This is a genomic window from Pseudomonas sp. SK2, assembly GCF_016772395.1.
Lineage (GTDB): Bacteria > Pseudomonadota > Gammaproteobacteria > Pseudomonadales > Pseudomonadaceae > Aquipseudomonas > Aquipseudomonas taiwanensis.
This window is the reverse complement of sequence record NZ_CP061944.1, coordinates 925,537-946,682: the sequence shown is the minus strand read 5'-3', so window position 1 is coordinate 946,682 and position 21,146 is coordinate 925,537. Positions and strand designations below refer to the sequence as shown.

Annotated in this window: 18 protein-coding genes; 6 read left to right on the top strand and 12 right to left on the bottom strand. The window is 63.4% G+C overall.

What is annotated here, in order from left to right:
- Positions 1–143: 143 nt before the first annotated feature.
- Both IF103_RS04160 and IF103_RS04155 read left to right on the top strand, forming a co-directional pair.
- A complete protein-coding gene (locus IF103_RS04160) occupies positions 144–608 on the top strand; it encodes a hypothetical protein (protein WP_023378759.1) in 465 nt (154 codons plus the stop codon).
- 87 nt (positions 609–695) lie between these two features.
- Positions 696–1,520: an SDR family oxidoreductase gene (locus IF103_RS04155; protein WP_202675887.1), complete on the top strand. Its 825-nt coding sequence runs from the start codon at positions 696–698 to the stop codon at positions 1,518–1,520.
- A gap of 81 nt (positions 1,521–1,601) precedes the next feature.
- Here the strand turns inward: IF103_RS04155 and IF103_RS04150 are convergent, their stop codons facing one another.
- The 4 genes from IF103_RS04150 to IF103_RS04135 all read right to left on the bottom strand — a co-directional run bounded on the left by IF103_RS04150 (position 1,602) and on the right by IF103_RS04135 (position 6,746).
- A complete protein-coding gene (locus IF103_RS04150) occupies positions 1,602–3,050 on the bottom strand; it encodes an efflux transporter outer membrane subunit (protein WP_023378757.1) in 1,449 nt (482 codons plus the stop codon).
- On the bottom strand, positions 3,047–4,108 hold the full coding sequence (locus IF103_RS04145) for an HlyD family secretion protein (protein WP_027908059.1): 1,062 nt from the start codon (positions 4,106–4,108) through the stop codon (positions 3,047–3,049). Before IF103_RS04145 ends, IF103_RS04150 begins: the two co-directional genes overlap by 4 nt.
- Positions 4,109–4,136: 28 nt before the next feature.
- Complete coding sequence (locus IF103_RS04140) at positions 4,137–5,678, bottom strand: MFS transporter (RefSeq protein WP_023378755.1); 1,542 nt, start codon at positions 5,676–5,678, stop codon at positions 4,137–4,139.
- A gap of 159 nt (positions 5,679–5,837) precedes the next feature.
- On the bottom strand, positions 5,838–6,746 hold the full coding sequence (locus IF103_RS04135; protein WP_023378754.1) for a LysR family transcriptional regulator: 909 nt from the start codon (positions 6,744–6,746) through the stop codon (positions 5,838–5,840).
- 177 nt (positions 6,747–6,923) lie between these two features.
- Here IF103_RS04135 and IF103_RS04130 point away from each other — a divergent pair, with 177 nt between their 5' ends.
- Positions 6,924–7,382 carry a universal stress protein gene (locus tag IF103_RS04130; RefSeq protein ID WP_027908058.1) on the top strand — a complete coding sequence of 153 codons (459 nt, stop codon included), beginning with the start codon at positions 6,924–6,926 and terminating at the stop codon, positions 7,380–7,382.
- A gap of 258 nt (positions 7,383–7,640) precedes the next feature.
- Here IF103_RS04130 and IF103_RS04125 read toward each other — a convergent pair whose 3' ends face one another.
- From IF103_RS04125 to IF103_RS04110, 4 genes are read right to left on the bottom strand one after another with little or no spacing between them, the layout of a single operon-like run.
- Complete coding sequence (locus tag IF103_RS04125) at positions 7,641–8,501, bottom strand: efflux RND transporter periplasmic adaptor subunit (protein WP_023378752.1); 861 nt, start codon at positions 8,499–8,501, stop codon at positions 7,641–7,643.
- A gap of 10 nt (positions 8,502–8,511) precedes the next feature.
- Positions 8,512–8,712, bottom strand: coding sequence for a DUF1656 domain-containing protein (locus tag IF103_RS04120; RefSeq protein ID WP_023378750.1), 201 nt, complete (start codon positions 8,710–8,712; stop codon positions 8,512–8,514).
- The gene (locus IF103_RS04115) at positions 8,702–10,879 is read right to left on the bottom strand and encodes an FUSC family protein (protein WP_023378749.1); all 2,178 of its coding nucleotides are present in this window, start codon (positions 10,877–10,879) and stop codon (positions 8,702–8,704) included. The genes IF103_RS04120 and IF103_RS04115 overlap by 11 nt, the downstream gene beginning before the upstream one ends.
- Positions 10,876–12,402, bottom strand: coding sequence for an efflux transporter outer membrane subunit (locus IF103_RS04110; protein ID WP_202675886.1), 1,527 nt, complete (start codon positions 12,400–12,402; stop codon positions 10,876–10,878). The genes IF103_RS04115 and IF103_RS04110 overlap by 4 nt, the downstream gene beginning before the upstream one ends.
- A gap of 180 nt (positions 12,403–12,582) precedes the next feature.
- Here IF103_RS04110 and IF103_RS04105 point away from each other — a divergent pair, with 180 nt between their 5' ends.
- On the top strand, positions 12,583–13,530 hold the full coding sequence (locus IF103_RS04105; protein ID WP_023378747.1) for a LysR family transcriptional regulator: 948 nt from the start codon (positions 12,583–12,585) through the stop codon (positions 13,528–13,530).
- Between the two features lie 125 nt (positions 13,531–13,655).
- On the top strand, positions 13,656–14,630 hold the full coding sequence (locus tag IF103_RS04100) for a 2-hydroxyacid dehydrogenase (RefSeq protein WP_023378746.1): 975 nt from the start codon (positions 13,656–13,658) through the stop codon (positions 14,628–14,630).
- A gap of 92 nt (positions 14,631–14,722) precedes the next feature.
- On the opposite strand, the gene IF103_RS04095 is transcribed toward IF103_RS04100, so the two are convergent.
- A complete protein-coding gene (locus IF103_RS04095; protein ID WP_023378745.1) occupies positions 14,723–15,625 on the bottom strand; it encodes a DMT family transporter in 903 nt (300 codons plus the stop codon).
- Between the two features lie 214 nt (positions 15,626–15,839).
- Between IF103_RS04095 and IF103_RS04090 the strand changes: the two genes are divergently transcribed.
- Positions 15,840–16,715: a helix-turn-helix transcriptional regulator gene (locus tag IF103_RS04090; protein WP_023378744.1), complete on the top strand. Its 876-nt coding sequence runs from the start codon at positions 15,840–15,842 to the stop codon at positions 16,713–16,715.
- Positions 16,716–16,744: 29 nt separating this feature from the next.
- On the opposite strand, the gene IF103_RS04085 is transcribed toward IF103_RS04090, so the two are convergent.
- The 3 genes from IF103_RS04085 to IF103_RS04075 all read right to left on the bottom strand — a co-directional run bounded on the left by IF103_RS04085 (position 16,745) and on the right by IF103_RS04075 (position 20,830).
- Positions 16,745–19,135, bottom strand: a complete 2,391-nt coding sequence (locus tag IF103_RS04085; RefSeq protein ID WP_023378743.1) for a TonB-dependent siderophore receptor — start codon at positions 19,133–19,135, stop codon at positions 16,745–16,747.
- 154 nt (positions 19,136–19,289) lie between these two features.
- Positions 19,290–20,276 (bottom strand): FecR family protein, encoded by a 987-nt coding sequence (locus IF103_RS04080; protein WP_023378742.1) that lies wholly within the window; start codon positions 20,274–20,276, stop codon positions 19,290–19,292.
- A complete protein-coding gene (locus IF103_RS04075; RefSeq protein ID WP_023378741.1) occupies positions 20,273–20,830 on the bottom strand; it encodes an RNA polymerase sigma factor in 558 nt (185 codons plus the stop codon). The genes IF103_RS04080 and IF103_RS04075 overlap by 4 nt, the downstream gene beginning before the upstream one ends.
- Between the last annotated feature and the right edge of the window lie 316 nt (positions 20,831–21,146).

The window sequence follows — 21,146 nt, the reverse complement described above, 5'->3', positions numbered from 1 at the left end:
CGCCTTGGAGAAAGGCTACGAGCGCAGAGAGGCATTCGAAACTGGCAGAAATGCCAGGTGTGCCGTAGACAGCGTCGCGTCCTTCAAGCTGGATCGATTTACCGCTAGGATGGATGAACCTGTGCATTGAAGGTCACTGACTGATGCTTATCGGCGCCGCTCTGATACTCACTTGGCTTGTCCTGCTGCTGCGCTACCCGGCCAAGGCCTTGCCGATTTCCATGGCCGCCGTGTGCGGCTTGGGTCTGGTGGCATTGTGGGTGGCCTGGCAGGACAACCGTGAAACCTCGCAGTTGGCACGCCTGGACCTGCGCCTGACCTACGCACCGCAAGAATGCCCCGCCGACCGCGCACTGCGGGTGACCATGAAAAACGGCAACGATGTCCCGCTGACCGAACTGCGTTGGCGCGTGGCAGCCTACGCCCCTGGCGATACGGTGAACCTTGCCGAGAATACCTACAATGCACCGCGTTACCGCGGACCGGGCGAATTGCAGCCGGGGGCACAGTGGCAAGACTGCTTGCCACTTCCGCCGCTGCGCTCGGGGTACCGGCCACAGACCCTGGAATTCCGGGCCGAGCACCTGCAAGGTACATTTGCCAACTGATGCGTCGCCTCTACCGGCCCTTCGGCGGGGTAACCCGCGAAGACGCGGCACGGGAAATAACCCACTCACTGACAACAGGTCCCAAGCATGCCCACCGTCCTGATCACCGGTTGTTCCAGCGGCATCGGCCGCGCCCTGGCCGATACCTTCCGCGATGCTGGCTATGAAGTCTGGGCCACCGCCCGCAAGCCCGAAGACGTCGCGGTGCTGGCCGCAGCCGGTTTCGCCGCACGTGAGCTGGATGTGAATGACAGCGAGGCCCTGAAGCGACTGGCTGACGAGTTGGAGGACCGTCATGGCCAACTGGACATGCTGATCAACAATGCCGGCTACGGCGCCATGGGGCCGCTGCTCGACGGTGGGGTTGATGCCCTGCGCCAGCAATTCGAAACCAATGTCTTCGCGGTGATCGGCGTGACGCGCGCGCTGTTCCCGCTGCTACGCCGCGCCCGTGGTCTGGTGGTGAACATCGGCAGCGTGTCAGGCGTGCTGGTGACCCCGTTTGCGGGAGCCTACTGCGCCTCGAAAGCCGCGGTGAACGCGCTGAGCGATGCCTTGCGCCTTGAGTTGGCGCCCTTTGGCATTCAGGTGATGGAGGTGCAGCCAGGGGCGATTGCCTCGCAGTTCGCCAGCAATGCCCAACGCCAGGCCGATCAGGTGCTGGCAGCGGACTCGGCGTGGTGGCCTTTGCGCGAACAGGTTCAGGCACGGGCCCGGGCATCGCAGGACCGCCCAACGCCTGCGGCGGTGTTCGCCAAAGGGGTGCTAGCAGCGACGGGCAAGCGCAAGGTGCCCGCCGTTGTGCGATTGGGCAATGGCAGCACGGCACTACCGTTGATGGCCCGGCTGCTGCCGCGCCGCATGCTGGACTGGGTGTTGCGCAAGCGCTTTGGGCTTTTGCGTCCGCTTTGAGCCCATGCCGTCATGGGGGGCTGCTGTGCAGCCCTTCCAAGACACAGGGCCCCTCCCTCAAAGCAGCGGCGGCGCCAATCCTCATGCTTTATGCGGCTGCATATCGAATGCCTGCCACCCTCCACCTAGGGCTTTGTATAGGCCAACCAACGCTTGGGAAACCGCAGCCGAACTGTCGATCCACTGCTCTTCACTGGCTAACAGGGCACCCTGCACGCTCAACACATTGAGAAAGTCCACCGCCCCTTCCACGTACTGACGCTGGGCAGTCTCCAGGGCGATGCGGTTCTGCCGCACCGCTTCGGCCAGGTGGTCGCGACGCAACTGGCTGGCGTTGTATAGACGCAGTACATCGTCGATTTCATGCCAGGCACCGAGCACGACCTTGCGGTAGTTCAGCGCGGCCTCCTGTTGCTGCGCCTCGCGCAATTCCAAGGTGCCCTTGAGCCTGCCGCCTTCGAAGATCGGCAGCGACAATTGCGGACCAAAGGCGAAACGCCGCGAATCCCAACTACCGAAGTCCGACAGTTGCATGGCCTGAAAACCCATGCTGCCCGACAGCCGTATGCTCGGGTAGAAGTCGGCCTTGGCCACACCGATGCTGGCCGTGGCGGCATGCAGTCGGGCTTCGGCAAGCCGGATATCCGGGCGCCGCTCGGCCAACTCTGACGGCAGGCCAATGGCAAACCTCTGTCGCGGCGTCGGCAGCTCACCTCCCTCCAGCAACTCGGCCTGCAAGCTGCGTGGCGGTTCGGCGGCCAGCAAGCTGAGGGCGTTGATCAGGTCATCGCGCCTGGCTTGGAGGCTAGGCAGGCGTGCCTCGATCGAGGCCACCTGGGCGCTGGCCTGAGCGACGTCGAGTCGGGTGGCCACCCCTTCGGCCTGGCGGTCCTCGGACAGTTTCAGGCTGTGCCGTGCCACCTCCAGGTTGTCCTGGGTCACCGCCAACGTGTGCTGCACGGCACGTAGCTGGATGTAGTTGCCGGCCGTTTCGGACAGCAGGGCCAGCAGCACAGCGCGACGGTCGTTCTCGGCCACCTCGACTGTGGCATCGGCAGCCTCCACCTGGCGGCGTACGCGACCCCACAGGTCCAGTTCCCAACCCGCGACCAAATCGCCCTGCCACAGGTTGAACGCAGACTTGCCGGCATTGCCGGACGGGTCGCTCAGCCCCTCGGCGCTGTTACGGGCGCGGCTGTAGCCTGCGTCGACGTCCACAGACGGTGCTTCATCGGCGGCCACCGTACTGCGCAGCGCACGGCTTTGCACAAGGCGAGCACTGGCCATCTGCAGGTCGAGGTTGCGCTCGGCGACTTTCTGGATCAAGGCACTCAGGCGGGCGTCGTTAAAGCTATCCCACCAGCGTAATTCCATAGGTTCGGCCTGCGGCTGGCTGGGAGCAGCGTCACCCTGCAAAGACGCCCAGTTCTGTGGCGCCTGGCTATCCGGACGCTGGAAATCCGGCCCGAGGGTGCAGCCGGCCAGCACCACAGCCAGCAACACGGGGCTCAAACGCAAGGCCGGTTTCATCGCGCACTGACCTCTTTGCCTTCGAACTTGTCGCCATGGGTGTCGATGGTCGCCTCCACCGACATGCCCACGCGCAGGCGGGCAAGCAGCGGCTGGCCATCTTCGAACACAATCTTCACCGGAATACGCTGCACGACCTTGGTGAAGTTGCCAGTGGCGTTGTCAGGTTTCACAGCGGCGAAAGTCACGCCTGTGGCCGGGGCAATGCTCTGGACGTGGCCTTTGAGGGTTTCACCGGAAAAGGTATCGACGCTGATGCTCACCGGCTGCCCTGGCTGCACATGGGTCAGCTGGGTCTCCTGGAAGTTGCCCACGACGTAGGCGCGCTCCAGCGGCACCACCGACAGCAGCCGCGCGCCTGGATTGACGTAAGCGCCAACCCGCACCGCGCGCTCGCCCACCATGCCGTCGACGGGGGCGGTGATACGGGTGTAGGAGAGATCCAGCTGGGCTTTTTCCAGACCTGCCTCGGCGCGTTTGAGCTGGCCATCGGCACTGGCGACCTGGGCGGTGAGAACATCGACCTGCTTGCGCGTGGCCACCAGCGCTGCCTGGGCATTGGCCAGGCGAGCACGGGCCTGGTCGACCCGGCTGCGCGCCTGCTGGGCGTTCTGCACGGTTCCGGCGCCCTGTTCGGCGAGGCGACTGTAGCGATTGACTTCATGGTCGGCGAAAGCTGCCTCGGCCTGGGCGGCCTTGACGGCCGCTTCAGCCTGAGCGATCAGGGCCGCCTGCCGATCGAGCGTTGCGCGGGCATCGGCGCTCTGCGCCTTGGCCACCAACAACTGCGCCTGGGCGGCATCGAGTGCGGCTCGATAATCGCGGTCATCGATGGTCGCCAACAGTTGGCCAGCGTGAACCTGCTGGTTGTCTTCCACCCGTACGTCCTTGATGAACCCTGCGACCTTGGGGGCGACCACGGTGTAGTCGGCGGTCACATAGGCGTCATTGGTGCTCTGACGATGATCGCTGCCCAGCATCCAGGGGCCGACGATGCCGGCCAGCACAGCCACGGCCAGCACCGAGCCGATCACGATAGTCTTGCGGTTGTTGCTCATTTTCAGCGTTCTCGAATTCATCCAGGGTTCAGGCCACCGCACGCGGTGGATAGACCCGGGTAGGCACGAAAGGAATCAGGCAGATCAGCGCCACGGCGATACAGGCCATGACCAGGTAAAGGTCAGCGCAGGTCAGCACCTGCGCCTGCTCGTGAATGCGCCCGGCCAGGCCTGCGGTGTTGTCGTCGATCAGCGGGGCATTGCCCAGGCTGTCCACCAGGTGGTTGGAATGGAAATGTCGACGCAGGGTGCCAAGCGCATCCAGCAGGCCTGTGGCGATCACGGCGGCGAGGCCTTTGACGGTGTTGAACCAGCTCGAGGCGAAGGGGCCTTCCTGCGGGGTCATGCCGTTGGTGGACAACATCAGCAACGGCAGTACCGCCATCGGCTGGCCGAACACCTGCAGCAGGTAGTAGGGGTAGAAATCGCCGCGAATCCATTCGGAGGTCAGCAGGCTACTGCCGACACAGGACATCGCCAGCATGGCCAATCCAATGCCCAGCACCCAGCGACAATCGACCGCACGGATATTGCACAGCGCTGCCGTCAGCGGCAGGGCGATCAGTTGCGGCATGGCCACCAGCATCATCAGCGGGCTGGTCTGCGCAGGGCGATAACCCTGGATCTGCGCAAGGTAGGCCGATGGAATGCTGCCCACACCAGAGAGCACGATCAGCACACCCGCCAGGGTCAACAGGGCGAAGCTCAGGTTGCGCCGCTGCAACATGCGCAACTGGAAGAACGGCAGTGGCTCGGACCATTCGTTGTACATGAACAGCACCAGCAACAGCAGGCCGCCGCCCAGCAGCCAGCAGATCAACGGGGAATCGAACCACCCCCAACGGTCGCCCAACGACAGCCCCAGCACGATGCAACTGATCGCCGGCAAGCCCAGCACCACGCCACGCCAGTCGAACTGTTTGAAGCGTTCCAGGCGCAGCGGGTCCTGCGGCAGGCCCCAGCCGACGCAGAACATTGCCACGGCCGAGGGCAGGATGATCTGCCAGAACGCCCACTGCCAACCGACATATTCGGTCCACAGCCCGGCCAGCGGCGTGCCGAGATTGGGCCCGAAGGTGGCGGTCAGTGCGTAGCACGCCAGACCATAGACCTTGATGCCCGGCGGCAGGAAGCGAAGCGCCACGCTCATCAGCATCGGTGGCAACGCGCCGGAAGCGAAGCCCTGGAGTATGCGCAACAGCATCAGGCTGTGCAGGTTCGGGGCGAACGGCTGGAGCAGACCGAGCACCGCGAACAGGCCGACTGCGGTCATGGTGAAGCGGCGCAAGGAGAAGGTGGTGGCCAACCACGGCGCGAAGGCCATGGCCGAAACCGATGCCGCGCTGTAGACCGCCAGCAACCAGGCGCCCTCGTCGGCACCGATGCCCATCGCGCCACGAATATCGGCCAGGGAAATCTTGGTCACCGACTCGTTCAGACCGGCACACAGCACCGCCAGCAGTACACCGAACAGGCCAACCACCACCCGCAGGCCGAACGCCGTCTGCACGGGCGCGGCCGGCGCTGGGGCGGCGACTATCGCGGTGGCGGGCGCAGACAGGGAACTCACGGGGTGACATCTCCAGCAACAAATTTCGGGCTGGAGAAGTCTATGAAAGTCGAATGCTGACGAAAATCGACTTATTGGCAGTTTTATGTTGCGTCAGACGCAATCGGTGGAGCAGTGCGTACTTTCGCGGAGCTACCTGCGAAGCGAGCGACGTGAGCATCAAGGGTCGATGTTGCAGCAAGCCTTGAGGGTTTGCCGCAACCAGCGGTGCGCCGGGTCGTTGTGAAACCGCGGATGCCACGCCTGCATCACGTTCACCCGCTCCAGCGGCACTGGAATTTCGAACGAGCGCAGGGGCAACCCCAGCCTCTCCACACTGCTGAGAATATTGGCCGGCATCGGCAGGATCAGGTTCGAGTCCGGCAGCGAGAACAGCGCCGAGTGGAAACTGGGGGTGATCAATGCCACCCGCCGCTCCACCTTGAAGTTGGCCAGTTCGACGTCGATCGGCCCATTGGCACGGCCACGCCGCGACACGCTGATCTGTGGATAACTGGCAAAGCTCAACGGCGTGATCGGTTGCTGGAAAATCGGGTGGTCGCTGCGCGCCAGCCCAACGTAATGCGTATGAAACAGACTCTGTACCTTGATTTCCGGACCCAAGTCCACGGTCGAGCTGATGATCAGGTCAGTGCGCCCATCACGTAGCACGCTGTCGTCATCGCCCCCGGGGCTTTCCGGAACGAAACGCAAGACGGTGCGCGGCGCCTGCTCGTGCATCTTGTGCAGCAGACGGGCGCCATACAGGGCGATGAACAGGTCATTGGTGCGAATGTTGAAGGCCCGGTCGAGGCTTGGCAGGTCGACATCGTCGCCATTGCGAAACACCTGCCCGGCCTGTTCCACCAGCTGGCTGACCTGCTCGCGCAGGGCCAGTGCCCGGGGCGTCGGCACCAGACCACGGCCGGCACGCACCAGGATCGGATCGCCCAGCGCATCACGAATCCGCCCCAGGGTCCGGCTCATCGCCGCCGGGCTCAGGTTCATGCGTTGCGCCGCGCCGACCACGCTGCCTTCATCAAGCAGGGCGTCGAGGGCGACGAGCAGGTTCATGTCCGGGAGTTGCATGACCGTTTTCCGTGACAGCTGTGGGGGCCATCATGTTAACAGGTCGGACGATTGCACCAGACGCAATGCGGCCATGCATGATGGGGCATTTATCTCGGCGTGCGGATGGGCCATAAGGAATGCAGTGGCTGTACCGGCGCCATCGCCGGCAACACATCACCCCCACAAGGATCGCACATGCCCAGCCCCGTACTCATCGCCATCGACGCTTCCCCCGCTTCCACCGGGCTGCTCGCCCTGGCCCAACGCTACTGCCGCCCAGGCGAACATGAACTGCATATCCTGCTGGCCATCGACTCCACTTTCGCCGTGCACGACACACCCGCGCCTTACACCGCCGAAGAACTGGAGCAATACCCCGCTGCCTGTGAAGAGCAGCGCTTGGGCGACCGCGCGGTGGCCGAGGCTGTAGAGGCTTTGCAAGGAGCTGGTTTTGCTGCCCGGGGCTGCATGGTTGCCGGGCAGCCTGTCGAGGCGATTGTCGCCAAGACCCAGGAATTGGAGTGCGAATTGATCATCATGGGGCACCGGCACCTGTCCCGGCTGGGGCGGTTGCTGGATCCGTCGATCAGCGCGAAGGTGATTGATCGGGTGCAGGTGCCTGTTTTGGTGGGGGCTGCGGAGGGCTCGCCGTGAGTGTTGTAGCGTCAGTGAGATCGAGCGCCGCCCGCGCGGCGCATCGCGAGCAAGGCTCGCTCCTACGTTTGTTTCTGGCCAGTAACGCCAGTGGCAGGCGCGCGCGACCGCCTTGTTTGTACGACACGGTATCGCACCATGCACTCACGCATAATTGGCCCTAAACAGACGTAGGAGCGAGCCTTGCTTGCGATGCGCCGCGCGGGCGGCGCTCGATCTCAAACCCGCCACAAATCCCATGCCTGGCCCCAGAACATCTCACCTCTCCCCAGGCTTCACCACCACCGTACAAGTGGTCCCCGCCGCCAGCAGATACCCCTGCGGCACTTCATCGATATGAATCCGCACCGGCACCCGCTGCGCCAGGCGCACCCAGTTGAAGGTCGGATTCACATCGGCGATCAGCTCGCGGCTTTGTGGGTTGTCGCGGTCGTAGATACCGCGGGCGATGCTCTCCACATGCCCTTTGATGCGCTCGCCGCTCATCATCTCCAGCTCGGCCTGGTCACCAACCTTCACATGCGGCAGCTTGGTCTCCTCGAAGAAGCCATAGACCCAGAACGAGTTCTCATCGACCACTGCCATCACCGCTTCTCCGGTACGTGCATAGTCGCCCCGGTGAATGTTCAGGTTGGTGACATACCCGTCCACCGTCGCAACGATGCGCGTACGCTTGAGGTTCAGTTCGGCGGCCGCCAACTGTGCCTGGGCCTGCTGGTAGTCGGCCAGCGCGGAATTGGCGATGTTGCTGGCGTCGTCGCGGTTCTCTTTGGAGATCACCAGGTTGTCCATGTCGGCACGGCGCTTGGCGTTGACCTTGCGCATTTCCCAAGTGGCCTTACGCGAGGCGACCAGGGCCTTGGCCTGGTCGACCGCCAGTTGGTAGTGCTCAGGGTCGATCTGGATCAACAGGTCTCCCTTCCTGACCCGCTGGTTGTCCTTGACCGGCACCTCCACTACATAGCCGGGCACGTCGGCGGCGACGTTGATGATGTCGGCACGCACGCGGCCGTCACGGGTCCACGGCGTTGTCATGTAGTGCTTCCACAACTGGTGGCCGATCACCACGGCGGCGGCCAGCACCAGCAGAGTGGCGATCAAGCTGAAGAACTTTTTCATCGAAGGATTCTCACCAGTAGAGAGACAGCGCCATGGCGCCGAACAAGCAGACGAACAGGCTTAGGCGCAGCAGCGCCGGATGCCAGAAAAAACGATAGCCATCATGGCTGGCGATGAACCGGTCCAGACCCCAGGCCAGGCCCAGGGCGAGCAGGAACATCAGGGTCATGGTGGGCATGTAAACGCCATGGAAGGCGATCTCACGGGGCATGGTGCAATCCTTTCGCCGGGGCCAGTGGCGACTGTGGGTCGAGCAGGGAAGTACGGATGAAATGCAAATAGCTCTGCACCCGGCGCAGCACCGAAGTGTCGAAGTGCCGGGCAAAGGGTTCGTCGGTGGCCTGCACACGGCTGATGGCATGGTCCACCGCCACCAGGGCACGTTCGTGATTGCTGGCGCTAGGTTGCAGGAACAACCGGGCCAGGGCACGGCCCATCACGCGGATAGCCTGGCGCCAAGGCTGCGATTCGGCATAGGCCGGATGCACCGGAGCACGGGCCTGTTCCTTGCGCAGTTCGATGATGGCGTGGCCGATTTCCAGTACCACGAACATCCAGCGCATCAATTGGCTTTGCACCTCGGGCTTGCCAGCGGCAAGGCCGTAGGCCTGGTGCAACAGGTCGCGGGTTCGGCTTTCGAAGGCGCTGCCCAAACCGCGCAGGCGTCCGCCGATGGCGAACAGCACCTGCGCGCGCAAATCTTGCTCCAGGCGGCTCCACAGCCAGCGGCTGTTCGGCGGCAGGATGATCGCCCCCGCAGCCGCACAGGCCAGCATACCGATGACCATGCCGATGTAGTCGTTGATGAAGCTGTAAGGGTTGTAGGTGGTGAGGTTGTTGGGCACCGACCCGATGGAGAAGAACACCAGCAGCCCCAGTCCATACCCGGCATAGGCCGGGCGCGATGCGAGGAACGCGCCTAGCACGAAGACCGGTGCCAGGACCACGCACAGCAACGGGAAGCCGTCGATCCAGGGGAAGACGAAGAAGGTTTCGTAGAAGCCGATGAAAGCCCCAAGCATCGTGCCGCAGGCCATCTGGAACGACATGCGCTTAGGGTTTGGCGAGGCCGCCGACAGGCCCACCGTCACCGTGGCGACCAAGGTCATCATGGCGCCGCTAGGCCAGTCACTGAGCAACCAATAGCTGCCCAACAGCAGCAACACCGCCGAGGCACGCACGCCCGCGGCCAGCGACACCAGCCAGTTAGTGCGCGACACGTAAGGCTCGTCCCACTGCTCACGCGCATGGTTGTGGGCCGCCAGCGAGGCATGGGTTTCGGCGTAGCTGAACATCTCGTCGACGAACCGGTACAGCAACTCGAACGCAGTGTGGAAGTCCAGCAGGTCCGACTCGCTGGGCTCGGTTTGCAGGTAGTCGGCGCGCAGGCTGCGCACCTGGGCCTGCAGACCTTCCTTGTAGGCCGCCAACTCCAAGGCCAGGCGCAGAGCATCGGCATCGGTCAAGGCCCGGCCCACATACGGGTCGAGCAGTTTGGCCAAGGTCTCGATACCGGGTTCGATAGCACTGACGATCTGCAGCGGCCCGCGTGCACGCAAGCGTTCGAGCAGGCGATTGAGGGCATTGAAGCGCGTGGTGATGGCCATGAACTCGCTGTTCATGCGTACCAGCCGGCCACTGCGACGTCGCATGTGCGGGTCTTCGAACGCGGTGACGTTGCGCAGGCTTTCCAGGCCCACGGCCTCGGCGACGAAGCGCACGTTGCTGGCTTCGAAGCGGTCACGCTGACTTTCGCCGCGCAGCGCCTCGACCACGACCCCGGCGAACACGCCAAAGCGCTGGTAGAGAGCGTTACGCATGGCAGCACTGGCCGATTGTGGCAACACGGCGGCACTGACCAGCGTCGACACCAGGATGCCCAGCGAAATTTCCAGCACCCGCCACACGGCGGCCATGAAGGCCTGGTCTGGGTGCTCGAGCACCGGCAGGCCAATCATCGCCGCGGTATAGCCGGCGAGCACGAACCCATAGGCGCGGAAGGTCCGGTAGCGCATGGCACCGGCAGAGCACAGGCCGACCCACACCGCCAGGCAAGGCAGGAACAACTCGGTGTTCTGTGGGAACAGGGCAATGAGCGCGATCATCATCGCCGAGCCGGCCAAGGTGCCGAGCACCCGGTAGAAGCTCTTGGCGAATACATGACCGCTCTGCGGCTGCATGACGATGAACACAGTGATCATTGCCGTGCGCGGTTGCGGCAACTCCAACCGCATGGCCAACCACAGGGTGATGAGCGCAGCCGCGATGATCTTGAAGATGTAGACCCAGGTCACCCCATCGGTACGCGCCCAGGCAAAGAAACCCCGACGCCACTCAAGGCTTTGCAGCCAGCGCAGGGGCAAGCTCGATGTGCTCATTCAGCGTGTTCCGGCTTGTCGAAGATGGCCAGCGTGGCGGGGATTTTCGGCGCGGCCTGACGCACCTGGTCCGGTACGTCTTCACCGGCCCCAAGGCCGCCGCCCAACGCGGTGACCAGCTCGGCGTGGGCGGCCAGTCGTGCAGCCTGCACCTGCTGTTGCACCTGTTGCTGACGGAACAGCAGGGTCTGGGCGTTGAGCACGTTGAGGTAATCGGTCAAGCCACGCTGAAAGGCAACCATGGCGATGTCATAGGTCTTCTGCGCGGCGGCCACGGACTCGGCGGCGAAGTGCGACTGCTCTTTCATCGACTCGCGGCGGATCAACTGGTCGGAGATGTTCTTCAGCGCGCCGATCACCGTCTGGTTGTAGCGCGCCACGGCCACGTCGTAACCGGCCGAGGCGACGCCCAGCTCGGAGCGCAGGCGACCACCGTCGAAAATCGGCAGGCTGATGGCCGGGCCTACGTTGTAGTTGAACTTGCGTCCCGTGAGAAACTCCAGCGGGCCGCCGCCGGTGGCCATGAAGCCGAGGCTACCGACCAGGTCCACATTGGGGAAGAACCCGGCATGGGCGACGTCGATGCCCCGCGCCTGAGCCGCCACTTGCCAGCGGCTGGCAACCACGTCGGGGCGCTGCCCGACCAGCTCGGCAGGCAAGGCCGATGGCAACTTGAGGTCGGCCCCCAGGGTCAGGGTGGGTCGCTCGATGCTGGCACCCTCCCCTGGGCCTTTGCCGGCCAATGCCGCCAACTGGTTGCGGGTCAGGGCGATTTCTTCGTTGAGGCTGTCGAGCTGGCGGTGCGTTTCAGGCAGGGGCGCTTCGGCCTGGCTGACTTCGAAATGGGTACCGATGCCGGCGTCCAGACGACGCTGGGCCAGGGCCAGAATCTGCTCCTGCTGATCGAGTTCGGCCTTGACGATATCGCGCTGGGCGAAATGCAGGCTCAGTTGAATATAGGCACGTACCACATTGTTCTGTAGCTCGAGCTGCGCCTGACGCGCCTCGGCCACGCTCATGTGCGCCTGGTCCACGGCCTGCTCGGTGGCATTGCGCTCGCGCCCCCACAGATCGAGGGCGTAGCTGAAGCCAATGGCGGCATTGTTGTCCCAGGTGTTGGCACCCGACAACGCGCCGGGGCCGTAGAACTGGTCCTCGGGCCAGTTGTGGCGCTTGAGCGTCGCCTGGCCGTTGGCCTGCAGCTTTTCTGCCGACTCGACCACGCCCGCCATGGATTTGGCTTGACGCACTCGCGCGGCGGCCATGGCCATGCTCGGGCTGCCGGCCACTGCCAGGGCGACCCAACGGTCCAGTTGCGGGTCGTGGTAGGCGTGCCACCACTGTTGATCAGGCCAATGGGCATCGGTTGCGGCTTCGCGAATGGCCGCATCGGTGATCAGGGTGTTGGCTTGCAGGGTTTTGCTTTTCGGGGCTATGCCCCAGGTTCCAATACAGCCGCTCAAGGCGAGACTAAGGGCACAGACGCTGAACGCCTGGAGCGTTCCGATGATGCGACGCGGCACAGCTGCGATTTCCCGAGGAAGAAGTGGAGAGGCCGGGCAATTCTAGGGGGCAGCCGCACTGGCGATAAGCGCACATTCCTGCGAATCTTTGTTACCAAAACGGCGATAATCCGGCTTTGGTCGAAGGAACATTTTCGTTACTTCGTGTCACAATTTTGTCCTCTACATCGAGAGTGACCCATGGACACCCTGCAAAACATGCGTGCTTTCAGTTGCGTAGCTCAGCTGGGCAGCTTTACGGCTGCCGCCGCGCAGCTCGATACGACCACCGCGAACGTTTCGCGGGCGGTATCCAATCTGGAAGCCCATCTGCAAACCCGGCTGCTGAACCGCACCACCCGGCGTATCGCCCTGACCGAGGCGGGCAAGCGTTACCTGATGCGCTGCGAACAGATCCTCACCTACGTGGAGGAAGCCGAAGCCGAAGCCAGCGATGCCCACGCCCGTCCGGCCGGGCAACTGAAAGTGCATTCCATGACCGGTGTCGGTCAGCACTTCGTGGTCGACGCCATTGCCCGCTACCGCGAATCGCACCCGGACGTCACCTTCGACCTGACCATGGCCAACCGCGTACCGGACCTGCTCGACGAGGGCTACGACGTGTCCATCGTGCTGGCCAGCGAACTGCCCGACTCGGGGTTCGTTTCCCAGCGCCTGGGGATCACCTACAGCATTGTCTGTGCTTCGCCTGAATACGTGGCCAAGCAGGGTTTCGCGCACAAACCGGTCGACCTGCTCAAGCACGCCTGCCTGCGCATGGTCAGCCCGGTGATTCCCTTGGAAAAGTGGCTGTTCGATGGTCCGGAAGGCCAGGAACTGGTCAACATCTCCACCTCGCCGTTCCAGGTGAACTCGGCCGATGCGATGAAAACCGCGATTCGCAGCGGCATGGGCATGGGCGTGTTGCCGATCTATTCGGCAATCGACGGCCTGCGCGACGGAAGCCTGGTGCGGGTGATGCCCGAGTACCGGCTGCAGGAGCTGAACCTGTATGCCATCTACCCCTCTCGCCAGTACCTGGATGCGAAGATCAAGACCTGGGTGGAGTACTTGCGTAACTCCCTGCCAGAGATTCTCGCGGCCCACGAAGCGGACCTGAAAACCCACGAGCTGCAGATCGCCAACTGAAAAAGCTGCTGCGCCAAGGCGGTGGACAATGGTAGGTTGCTAACCAATACCGGCCTCTTCGCAACGATCCGGTTCATCCGCGAAGCCGCCACCACTGTCCTACCGCCTTGCAGAGAAGTAGCCCGATGAAAAAGACCGTCCTGGCCTTCAGCCGTATCACCCCGGCCATGGCCGAGCGCCTGCAGCAAGACTTCAACGTGATCCAGCCGAACCCTAAGCTCGGCGACATCGCTGCCCAGTTCAACGAAGCCCTGCCTGGGGCCCATGGTCTGATCGGCGTCGGTCGCAAGCTTGGCCGCGCCCAGCTTGAAGGCGCGGCCAAGCTGGAAGTGGTCTCCAGCGTGTCGGTCGGCTACGACAACTATGACCTGGATTACTTCAACGAGCGCGGCATCGCCCTGACCAATACCCCGGATGTGCTGACCGAAAGCACCGCCGACCTGGGCTTCTCGCTGATCATGGGCTGCGCCCGCCGCACCGCCGAACTCGACGCCTGGACCAAGGCTGGCCAGTGGCAGGCCACCGTCGGCCCGGCCCACTTCGGCACCGATGTGCACGGCAAGACGCTGGGTATCGTCGGTCTGGGCAACATCGGCGCGGCCGTGGCCCGTCGTGGTCGCTTCGGCTTCAACATGTCGATTCTGTATGCCGGCAACAGCCGAAAGACCGCGCTGGAGCAGGAACTCGGCGCTCAGTTCCGCAGCCTGGATCAACTGCTGGCCGAATCCGATTTCGTCTGCATCGTGGTGCCGCTGTCCGATGCCACCCGCAAGCTGATCAGTGCACGGGAGCTCAAACTGATGAAACCAAGTGCGTTCCTGATCAACATCGCCCGTGGCCCGGTGGTGGACGAGGCAGCGCTGGTCGAGGCGCTGCAAGCCGGAACCATTCGCGGCGCCGGCCTGGATGTGTACGAGAAAGAACCGCTGAGCGACTCGCCGCTGTTCAAGCTGCCGAACGCCCTGACCCTGCCACACGTTGGCTCGGCCACCGCCGAGACCCGTGAAGCCATGGCCAACCGAGCGATCGACAACCTGCGCGCGGCGCTGCTGGGTGAGCGTCCTCGGGACCTGGTGAACCCGCAGGTCTGGAAGCATTGATGTATCGTTGTTGAGTTCTTCCAGCCTTGTCGCCGGCAAGCCGGCTCCTACCGCGCTGTCCTCCGTAGGAGTCGGCGTGCCGGCGATGGGCGCTACCTGACTGCCACCGCCCCAGCCACGTCACGTGCCTTGGGCTTACGAAACACCAGCACATTCCCCGCCATCACCGCCACCAGCCCCAACAGGGCGGGTGCCGTCCACTGATACCCCTCCGCGAACGCCGACACATTCAATGCCACCAGCGGGAACAGCACCGTGCAATAGGCCGCTCGCTCAGGCCCCATGCGACCTACCAGGGTCAGGTAGGCGGTGAAGCCGATCACCGAACCTGGAATCACCAGGTACAGCAACGAACCGATGTAGCGCAGGTTCCATTCCATCGCGAAGGGAATACCGCTGACCAGGCAATACAGCGCCAGCATCGACGCGCCATAGACCATGCCCCAGGCGTTGGTGGTCATGGGTTTGAGCCCCGCTTTCTGCTGCAGGCTGGAAAGCATGTTGCCGGCCGAGAAGCACAGGGTGCCCAATAGGGCCAGGCCCAGTCCATACAAGGTCTCGCGGCTGGCCGTGTGGCTGGACAGTTCAGGCCAGAACAGAAGGCCCAGGCCGAGTAAGCCCGTCGCCCCGCCAGCCAGCACATTAGTGGCGATTTTCTGGCCAAAGAAGATCCGAGCATTAAGCGCATTCCACAGGGTGGCGGTGGAGAACACCACCGCAATCAGGCCACTGGCGACCCATTGGCTGGCCGTGAGAAAGCACATGAAGTTGACGCAGAACAGGCACAAACCCTGCGCCAGGCAAACCAGATGGCCACGCCGGTTCATCGGCTGCAGCCGGCGCGTGAACAGCAGGATGGCGAACAGGATCAGGCCGGCCAAGGCGAAACGGTAGACGATCGATACCGGGATGGCGACCACGCCCAACTGCAGTTTGAGAGCGATCCAGGTGGTGCCCCAGATGAGCACAGTGAGTAAATACAAGGACAGGTTCATGGGTGGCTCCTTGGGTATTCGTCCATGCTTGCCAAGGCCGCTTGGCGGCCTATCGCCGGCAAGCTGGCTCCTGGAGAAGCCCGGTATTGCCGGGGATGAGACACCAGTGTTGTTTCTGTCGACCTTTGGCGCTTGCACAAACTTGCGCTTTTGCTTCGCCGGTAGCTGCCACGGCCTTGCAACCGCAGTACGATGGCTGCCAGAGGAAACGCCCATGACCCCACTGTCCCAGCTGCAAGTCTTCAACGCCATGCATGCCTCGCCCAACGCCAGGCTGGAGCTGAGCGCGCACCTGGGCGATGGGCTGGCAGCGGCGCTGTGGAGCAACCGCGACGATGCCCGCGACTACCAGGCGCCGAGCCACCACACGCTGTCGTGCTACATCGCCGACGGCACAGGGACTTTCCGGCGCCAGCGCCCGGACGACAAAGGCGCGCCGAACAAGCTGTGCATCATGCCCGCCGGCCACGAGTCGAACTGGGTGGTCAATGGCTCGATACGCCTGGCGCACCTGTACGTCAGCGAAACGCAGTTCGCCCTTGGCTGCATACGTCTGCTCGACCGCGAACCTCGCGAACTGCAGTTACGGGAAGCGACGTTCCTGGACGACCCGCAGCAGGCCGGGCGCTTTCGCCAGTTGATCACCCTGAACTGGGACGAACCCAGCGAACGACTGCTGGCCAGCAGCCTGGCCCATGAGATCGTCGACCATGCAGTGCTCGGTCAGGTTGGCCTGCGCGAAGGGTTGCGCTTGAAAGGTGGGCTGGCGCCCAGTGCGCGCCGGCAACTGGCCGACTACATCGAAGCGCATCTGGACCAGCCGATTACCCTGAGCGAGCTGGCGCTGTACTGCAACCTTTCCGAATATCACTTTGCACGCATGTTCCGCACCAGCTTCGGGCTACCGCCGCACCAGTACCTGCTGGCCCGGCGCCTGAACCGGGCTTGCCAGCTGTTGCGGCGGGGCGAGATGGCGCTCGGAGAGATTGCCTTGTCGTGCGGTTTTGCCAGTGCCAGCCATTTCAGTAATCGGTTCAAGCAGGCGTTCGGTGCAACACCCGGCGAATACCGCTTGGCTTTCGACACGTGAAATCGGGGCCGCACTGCAGCCCCACATTCCTAGAACTCAAGCGTGCTGGACAAGCTCACCTGCCGCGCATCGCCTATCGCGACAAAGTACTGATTCACGGCCGAGCTGTAGTACACCTTGTCGAACAGGTTCTTCACGTTCAACTGAAGGCGTACCTTGTGCTCGTCCAGCTTGGTTTCGTAACTGGCGAACGCATCGGCCACGGTGTAGGACGGCAAGTCGAAGGTGTTGGTCGCGTTGCCTGCCCGCTCCCCCACATAACGCACTCCTGTCCCCAGGCGCAGGTTGTCGCCGCCGAACAGACTGCCGAAGTCGTACACCGCCGACAACGAGCCGCTGTGCTTGGCCACGTTCTGCAGGCGATTGCCCTTGAGCTCCGGGTCCTTGGTGACTTCTGCATCGGTGTAGGCATAGCTGCCGATCAGGCTCCAGCGCTCGCTCAACTGGCCGGTGAGATCGAGTTCGACGCCTCGCGAACCGACTTCGCCGGCGTTGCTGTACACGGTTTCGCCACTGCTGGTATCGAAGTTGGCCACCAGCACGTTGCGCTTGGTGATGTCGAACAGCGCCAGGGTACCGGTGAGCTTGCCAGGCACATCGAGCTTGGCGCCAATCTCCCAGGACTTGCCCTCCTCCGGCGCAATGGACGAGTCCAGTACCAGCCCGCCGGTCAACGGGGCAATGCTCGAGTTAGGCTTGAACGACTCGCTGTAGCTGCCGTAGAACGACAATTGCTCGTCCACTTTGTACACGATGCCTGCATGCGGCACCCAGGCCTGGCCGCTGGTGTCGGTGTTGGCCTTGAACGGGCGACCGCGTCCGGCGTACTGGTCGTACTGCTGGAAACGCGCGCCGGCCACCAGGATCCAATGGTCGTCCAGGTGCAGCGCGTCCTGGAAGAACAGCGCATCGGTACGCAGCTTGTCGGTCTGGTCGCTGTCGCTGGCCCGCACGGTGCTGCCCTCCACTTCCTGGCCATAGACTGGGTTGAGGTAGCTGAAGGTCGACTGGCTGCTCTGGCGAATCAGGTCGCCGCGAAAGATCTTGCGGTCCTCGTGGTCGGCACCGAGCAACAGGTCATGCTGCATGCCCGCCAGTTCGACATTGCCGTTGAGGCTGACCGTGACGAACTGGTCGCGGCTCATGGCGTTGTGGGTGCCATCGATGCTGCGTTTGAGGGTGCCATTGGCTTCGTTCACGCCGGTCACGCGAACTTGGCTGGCATCGTAGGTCTCGCGGTTGAAGCTGTAGCCGACGTGCAGTTTCCAGTCATCGGCCAGCTGGTGGTCGACCTCCAGGCGGTAGAGATCAGAGCGCCCTTGCATGTCGTTGAACGGCTCGTCCAGGCGCCGGGTGGCCGGGATGTTCAACGGATGGCCATCGCTGCCGAAGGCGGTGCCGCGGTCGAAGGGGTAGAGAAACTCGCGGTGCTCATAGGCCAGTACCACTTGGGTGTCTTCGCCCAGCCAGGCCAGCGACGGCGCGACCAAAGACTCGCGATGCACGCCGTAATTGCGCCAGTAGTCTTCGTCTTCATGATCGACGATCAGGCGGTAGGCGAATTGACTGTCACCCAACGCGCCGGTGCTGTCGAACCCGCCACCACTGCCGTTCTTGCCGCTCCCATAGGTGGAGCCTCGAACGGTCAGCGCGTTGTACTGCTCCAATTGTGGCCGCTTGCTGACCACGTTGATGACGCCACCTGGGTCCTGGATTCCATACAGCAGCGAGGCCGGACCTTTGAGCACCTCGATCCGCTCGGCGCTGGCATTGAGGCTTCGGCCCTGCACGATGGGCATGCCATCGCGCATGATCGAACCGTCACGGTTGTCGCCAAAGCCGCGCTTCATCACGGTGTCGGCGGTGCCGCCGAAATTGTTGCCCTGGGTGATGCCGCTGACGTTGGTCAGCGCATCGTCGAGGTTGCGTGGGGCCTGGTCGCGAATGACCTGCGCCGGAACCACGTTGATAGCCTGGGGTATGTCCTGCGTCGGTCCTTGCCCACGCATGATTGATGCTACCGCTGGTGGCTGGTAGCTGTGGGTGTCCATCTGCGAGGTCACCGTGGTGGCTTGCAGGTTCAGCGCGCCCGAGGTGTCCATAGGTTCGAGGGTCAAGGTACGGGCATCGACACGCCGCCAGGTCAGGCCGGAATTACCTAGCAACTGCTGCAATGCCTGCTCGGCACTGAAGCTGCCGTTGAGTGCCGGCGCCTGAATGACAGGCAGTTCAAGGGTATAAACCACGCTCTGGCCAGTGGCGCGACTGAAAGCGTTGATTGCCTGAGCCAAAGGCTGGCTGGGCTGAGCGAAGGCATACAACTGAACCTGCTCGGCGGCCTGCACCAGCGGGGCGACGGGCACGGCGCCAAGCGCCGCGAGGCCGAAGCAGAGAGGAATGCAACGCGGGGTGAACTTCATGGACGCTGACCTGTGAGAGGGTTATTACTGCGAATGAATCGCACTTCCACTCATTACACGTACGCCAGGTTCCGTTACCTCACCTTGTTTTGAACATTTTTTACCTGTGTCGGCCGCATCGCCGGCAGGCCGGCTCCTCCCTGGGCTTGCACACTTACCGAACAACAGTCAGACGCCCAAGGACCGTCTGACGCGAGAAGCCCAGCACCTTGCCCAGTGAGTCCAGCGCCAACAAAGGGTCCTGGACCGGGAAACTGCCACTGACCTTGCGTTGAGCCAACTGCTCATCGAGCAGCAGGATACGGCCTGGGTAATAACGCCCCAGATCCTCGACCACTTGCGCCAACGGCACCTGGTAGTAATTGAGCCAGCCCTGGCGCCAAGCCAAGCGGGTTTCGCTGTCCACACTCAAGGTCTCGCCTGGCCGTCCCTCGGCATAGACCAGTTGCTGATTGGCAGTCAACTCACGAGCAGCCCGGCCCTGAGCCGGCGTCACCGCCACGCGACCGCTGCGCACGGTGACCTGGGCACCGGCGCCCTGCTCGCGCACTTCGAACTGGGTTCCCAGCACGCGCACTTCACCACCTGCCGCCTCTACCAGGAACGGCTCGCCGGTGTGGGTCACCTGGAAGTACGCGGCCCCGCGCAACAGCCGTACGCGACGCGCCCCCTGACTGAAGTCGACGGCAATCGCACTGTCGGCATCCAGCACGACCTGCGACTGGTCGGCGAGGCTGACCTGGCGCACTCGCCCGGTGCTGCTGTAGTCGGCCTGCAGGTCTTGCAGCCAGTTGCCTGGATGCCAACCACCGGCAGTGCCCAAGGCCAACACCAGGCATGCCGCTGCAGCCAGGGGCCCTGCCATTCGCGACCAGCGGCGCCTGCGCGGGGTCGCTACCATCGCGTCCAGGTACTGCTGCAAGCCTGCACGCTCCTCCTGCGCCAGTCGGGCAGCCGGTGCGGCGCTCAGCCGCCAGAGTTCCTGGGCATCGGCATAGGCATCACGGTGTGCGGGGTCGGCCAGCAGCCAGCGCTTGAACGCCGCGCCGTTCGCTTCCTCTGGCCGTTCATTGATGCGGCTGAGCCAGTGCAACGCTGCCTGGGACTGGGCGGCGGAAATCGAATTCGGACGGCGGCTCATCGACGGGCGCTCCCTGGCCTGCGTGTGGACGACACGGGCTCGGCGACGCTCGCCTTGCACGCTTCAAGGGCGCGCATCATATGCTTTTCAACGGCGCTCTGGGACAGTTGCATGGCTTGGGCGATCTCACCGTACTTGCAGCCATGAATGCGGTTGAGCAGAAAGATCTGCCGTGTGCGTTCGGGCAGCGCCCGCAGCGCAGCTTCGATGCATTGCAGGTCGTGCTCGACCTCCAGCGCCTGCTCTGGTGCCTGGGCGACAGGCGTTTCGTCCAACGGCAGCGAGGCTTCGGCAACGCGCTCGCGGCTGCCTTCGCTGCGCAGATGGTCGATGGCCAGGTTGCCAGCGCAGCGCAGCAGATAAGTGTCGAGCGCCTCGACCTTGACCTCGGGCCGACGCCAGAAGCGCAGGAACAGTTCCTGGACCAGGTCCGCGGCTGTTGCGCGGCAACCGATCCGCCGGCTGACCAGCGCTTCCATGCGGGCGCGCTGGGCCAGGAATACCTGCAGAAAACGTGCACGCCCGCCTGTGCTGTCGGAGTCTGATTCGTTCATGGGTTCATAGGGCCAGCGCCACCCGCCCCGGGCGGCAGAAACAGGTCATTGAGATAGCCGTGAAGTTGCCGCCATAGCTGGCCAGGCCGCATTCAATAATAATGATTTCAATTCTCATAAGCAAAGGCCGGGAATGCGGTTTTCCTGACCTGACTGCCGCAAGTCTGTTTGCGCAGTAGCCGCAACAGGCTAATTGCAACAGGAAATTTATTTTCAAAAAGGGGTTGTAATCGTCGCGCCGTTGCCTGACCTTAGGGTCAAGAGGCGAAGAAATTCCAAGGGCCTCAATGGCCTAGGCACGCCTCCATGCGAGCAA

What these genes read in the sequence shown, in the direction of transcription:
- IF103_RS04160 (WP_023378759.1), top strand. Translation starts at nt 144, where the DNA reads ATGCTTATCGGCGCCGCTCTGATACTCACTTGGCTTGTCCTGCTGCTG.
- IF103_RS04155 (WP_202675887.1), top strand. Translation starts at nt 696, where the DNA reads ATGCCCACCGTCCTGATCACCGGTTGTTCCAGCGGCATCGGCCGCGCC.
- IF103_RS04150 (WP_023378757.1), bottom strand. Translation starts at nt 3,050, where the DNA reads ATGAAACCGGCCTTGCGTTTGAGCCCCGTGTTGCTGGCTGTGGTGCTG.
- IF103_RS04145 (WP_027908059.1), bottom strand. Translation starts at nt 4,108, where the DNA reads ATGAGCAACAACCGCAAGACTATCGTGATCGGCTCGGTGCTGGCCGTG.
- IF103_RS04135 (WP_023378754.1), bottom strand. Translation starts at nt 6,746, where the DNA reads ATGCAACTCCCGGACATGAACCTGCTCGTCGCCCTCGACGCCCTGCTT.
- IF103_RS04130 (WP_027908058.1), top strand. Translation starts at nt 6,924, where the DNA reads ATGCCCAGCCCCGTACTCATCGCCATCGACGCTTCCCCCGCTTCCACC.
- IF103_RS04125 (WP_023378752.1), bottom strand. Translation starts at nt 8,501, where the DNA reads ATGAAAAAGTTCTTCAGCTTGATCGCCACTCTGCTGGTGCTGGCCGCC.
- IF103_RS04120 (WP_023378750.1), bottom strand. Translation starts at nt 8,712, where the DNA reads ATGCCCCGTGAGATCGCCTTCCATGGCGTTTACATGCCCACCATGACC.
- IF103_RS04115 (WP_023378749.1), bottom strand. Translation starts at nt 10,879, where the DNA reads ATGAGCACATCGAGCTTGCCCCTGCGCTGGCTGCAAAGCCTTGAGTGG.
- IF103_RS04105 (WP_023378747.1), top strand. Translation starts at nt 12,583, where the DNA reads ATGGACACCCTGCAAAACATGCGTGCTTTCAGTTGCGTAGCTCAGCTG.
- IF103_RS04100 (WP_023378746.1), top strand. Translation starts at nt 13,656, where the DNA reads ATGAAAAAGACCGTCCTGGCCTTCAGCCGTATCACCCCGGCCATGGCC.
- IF103_RS04095 (WP_023378745.1), bottom strand. Translation starts at nt 15,625, where the DNA reads ATGAACCTGTCCTTGTATTTACTCACTGTGCTCATCTGGGGCACCACC.
- IF103_RS04090 (WP_023378744.1), top strand. Translation starts at nt 15,840, where the DNA reads ATGACCCCACTGTCCCAGCTGCAAGTCTTCAACGCCATGCATGCCTCG.
- IF103_RS04085 (WP_023378743.1), bottom strand. Translation starts at nt 19,135, where the DNA reads ATGAAGTTCACCCCGCGTTGCATTCCTCTCTGCTTCGGCCTCGCGGCG.
- IF103_RS04080 (WP_023378742.1), bottom strand. Translation starts at nt 20,276, where the DNA reads ATGAGCCGCCGTCCGAATTCGATTTCCGCCGCCCAGTCCCAGGCAGCG.
- IF103_RS04075 (WP_023378741.1), bottom strand. Translation starts at nt 20,830, where the DNA reads ATGAACGAATCAGACTCCGACAGCACAGGCGGGCGTGCACGTTTTCTG.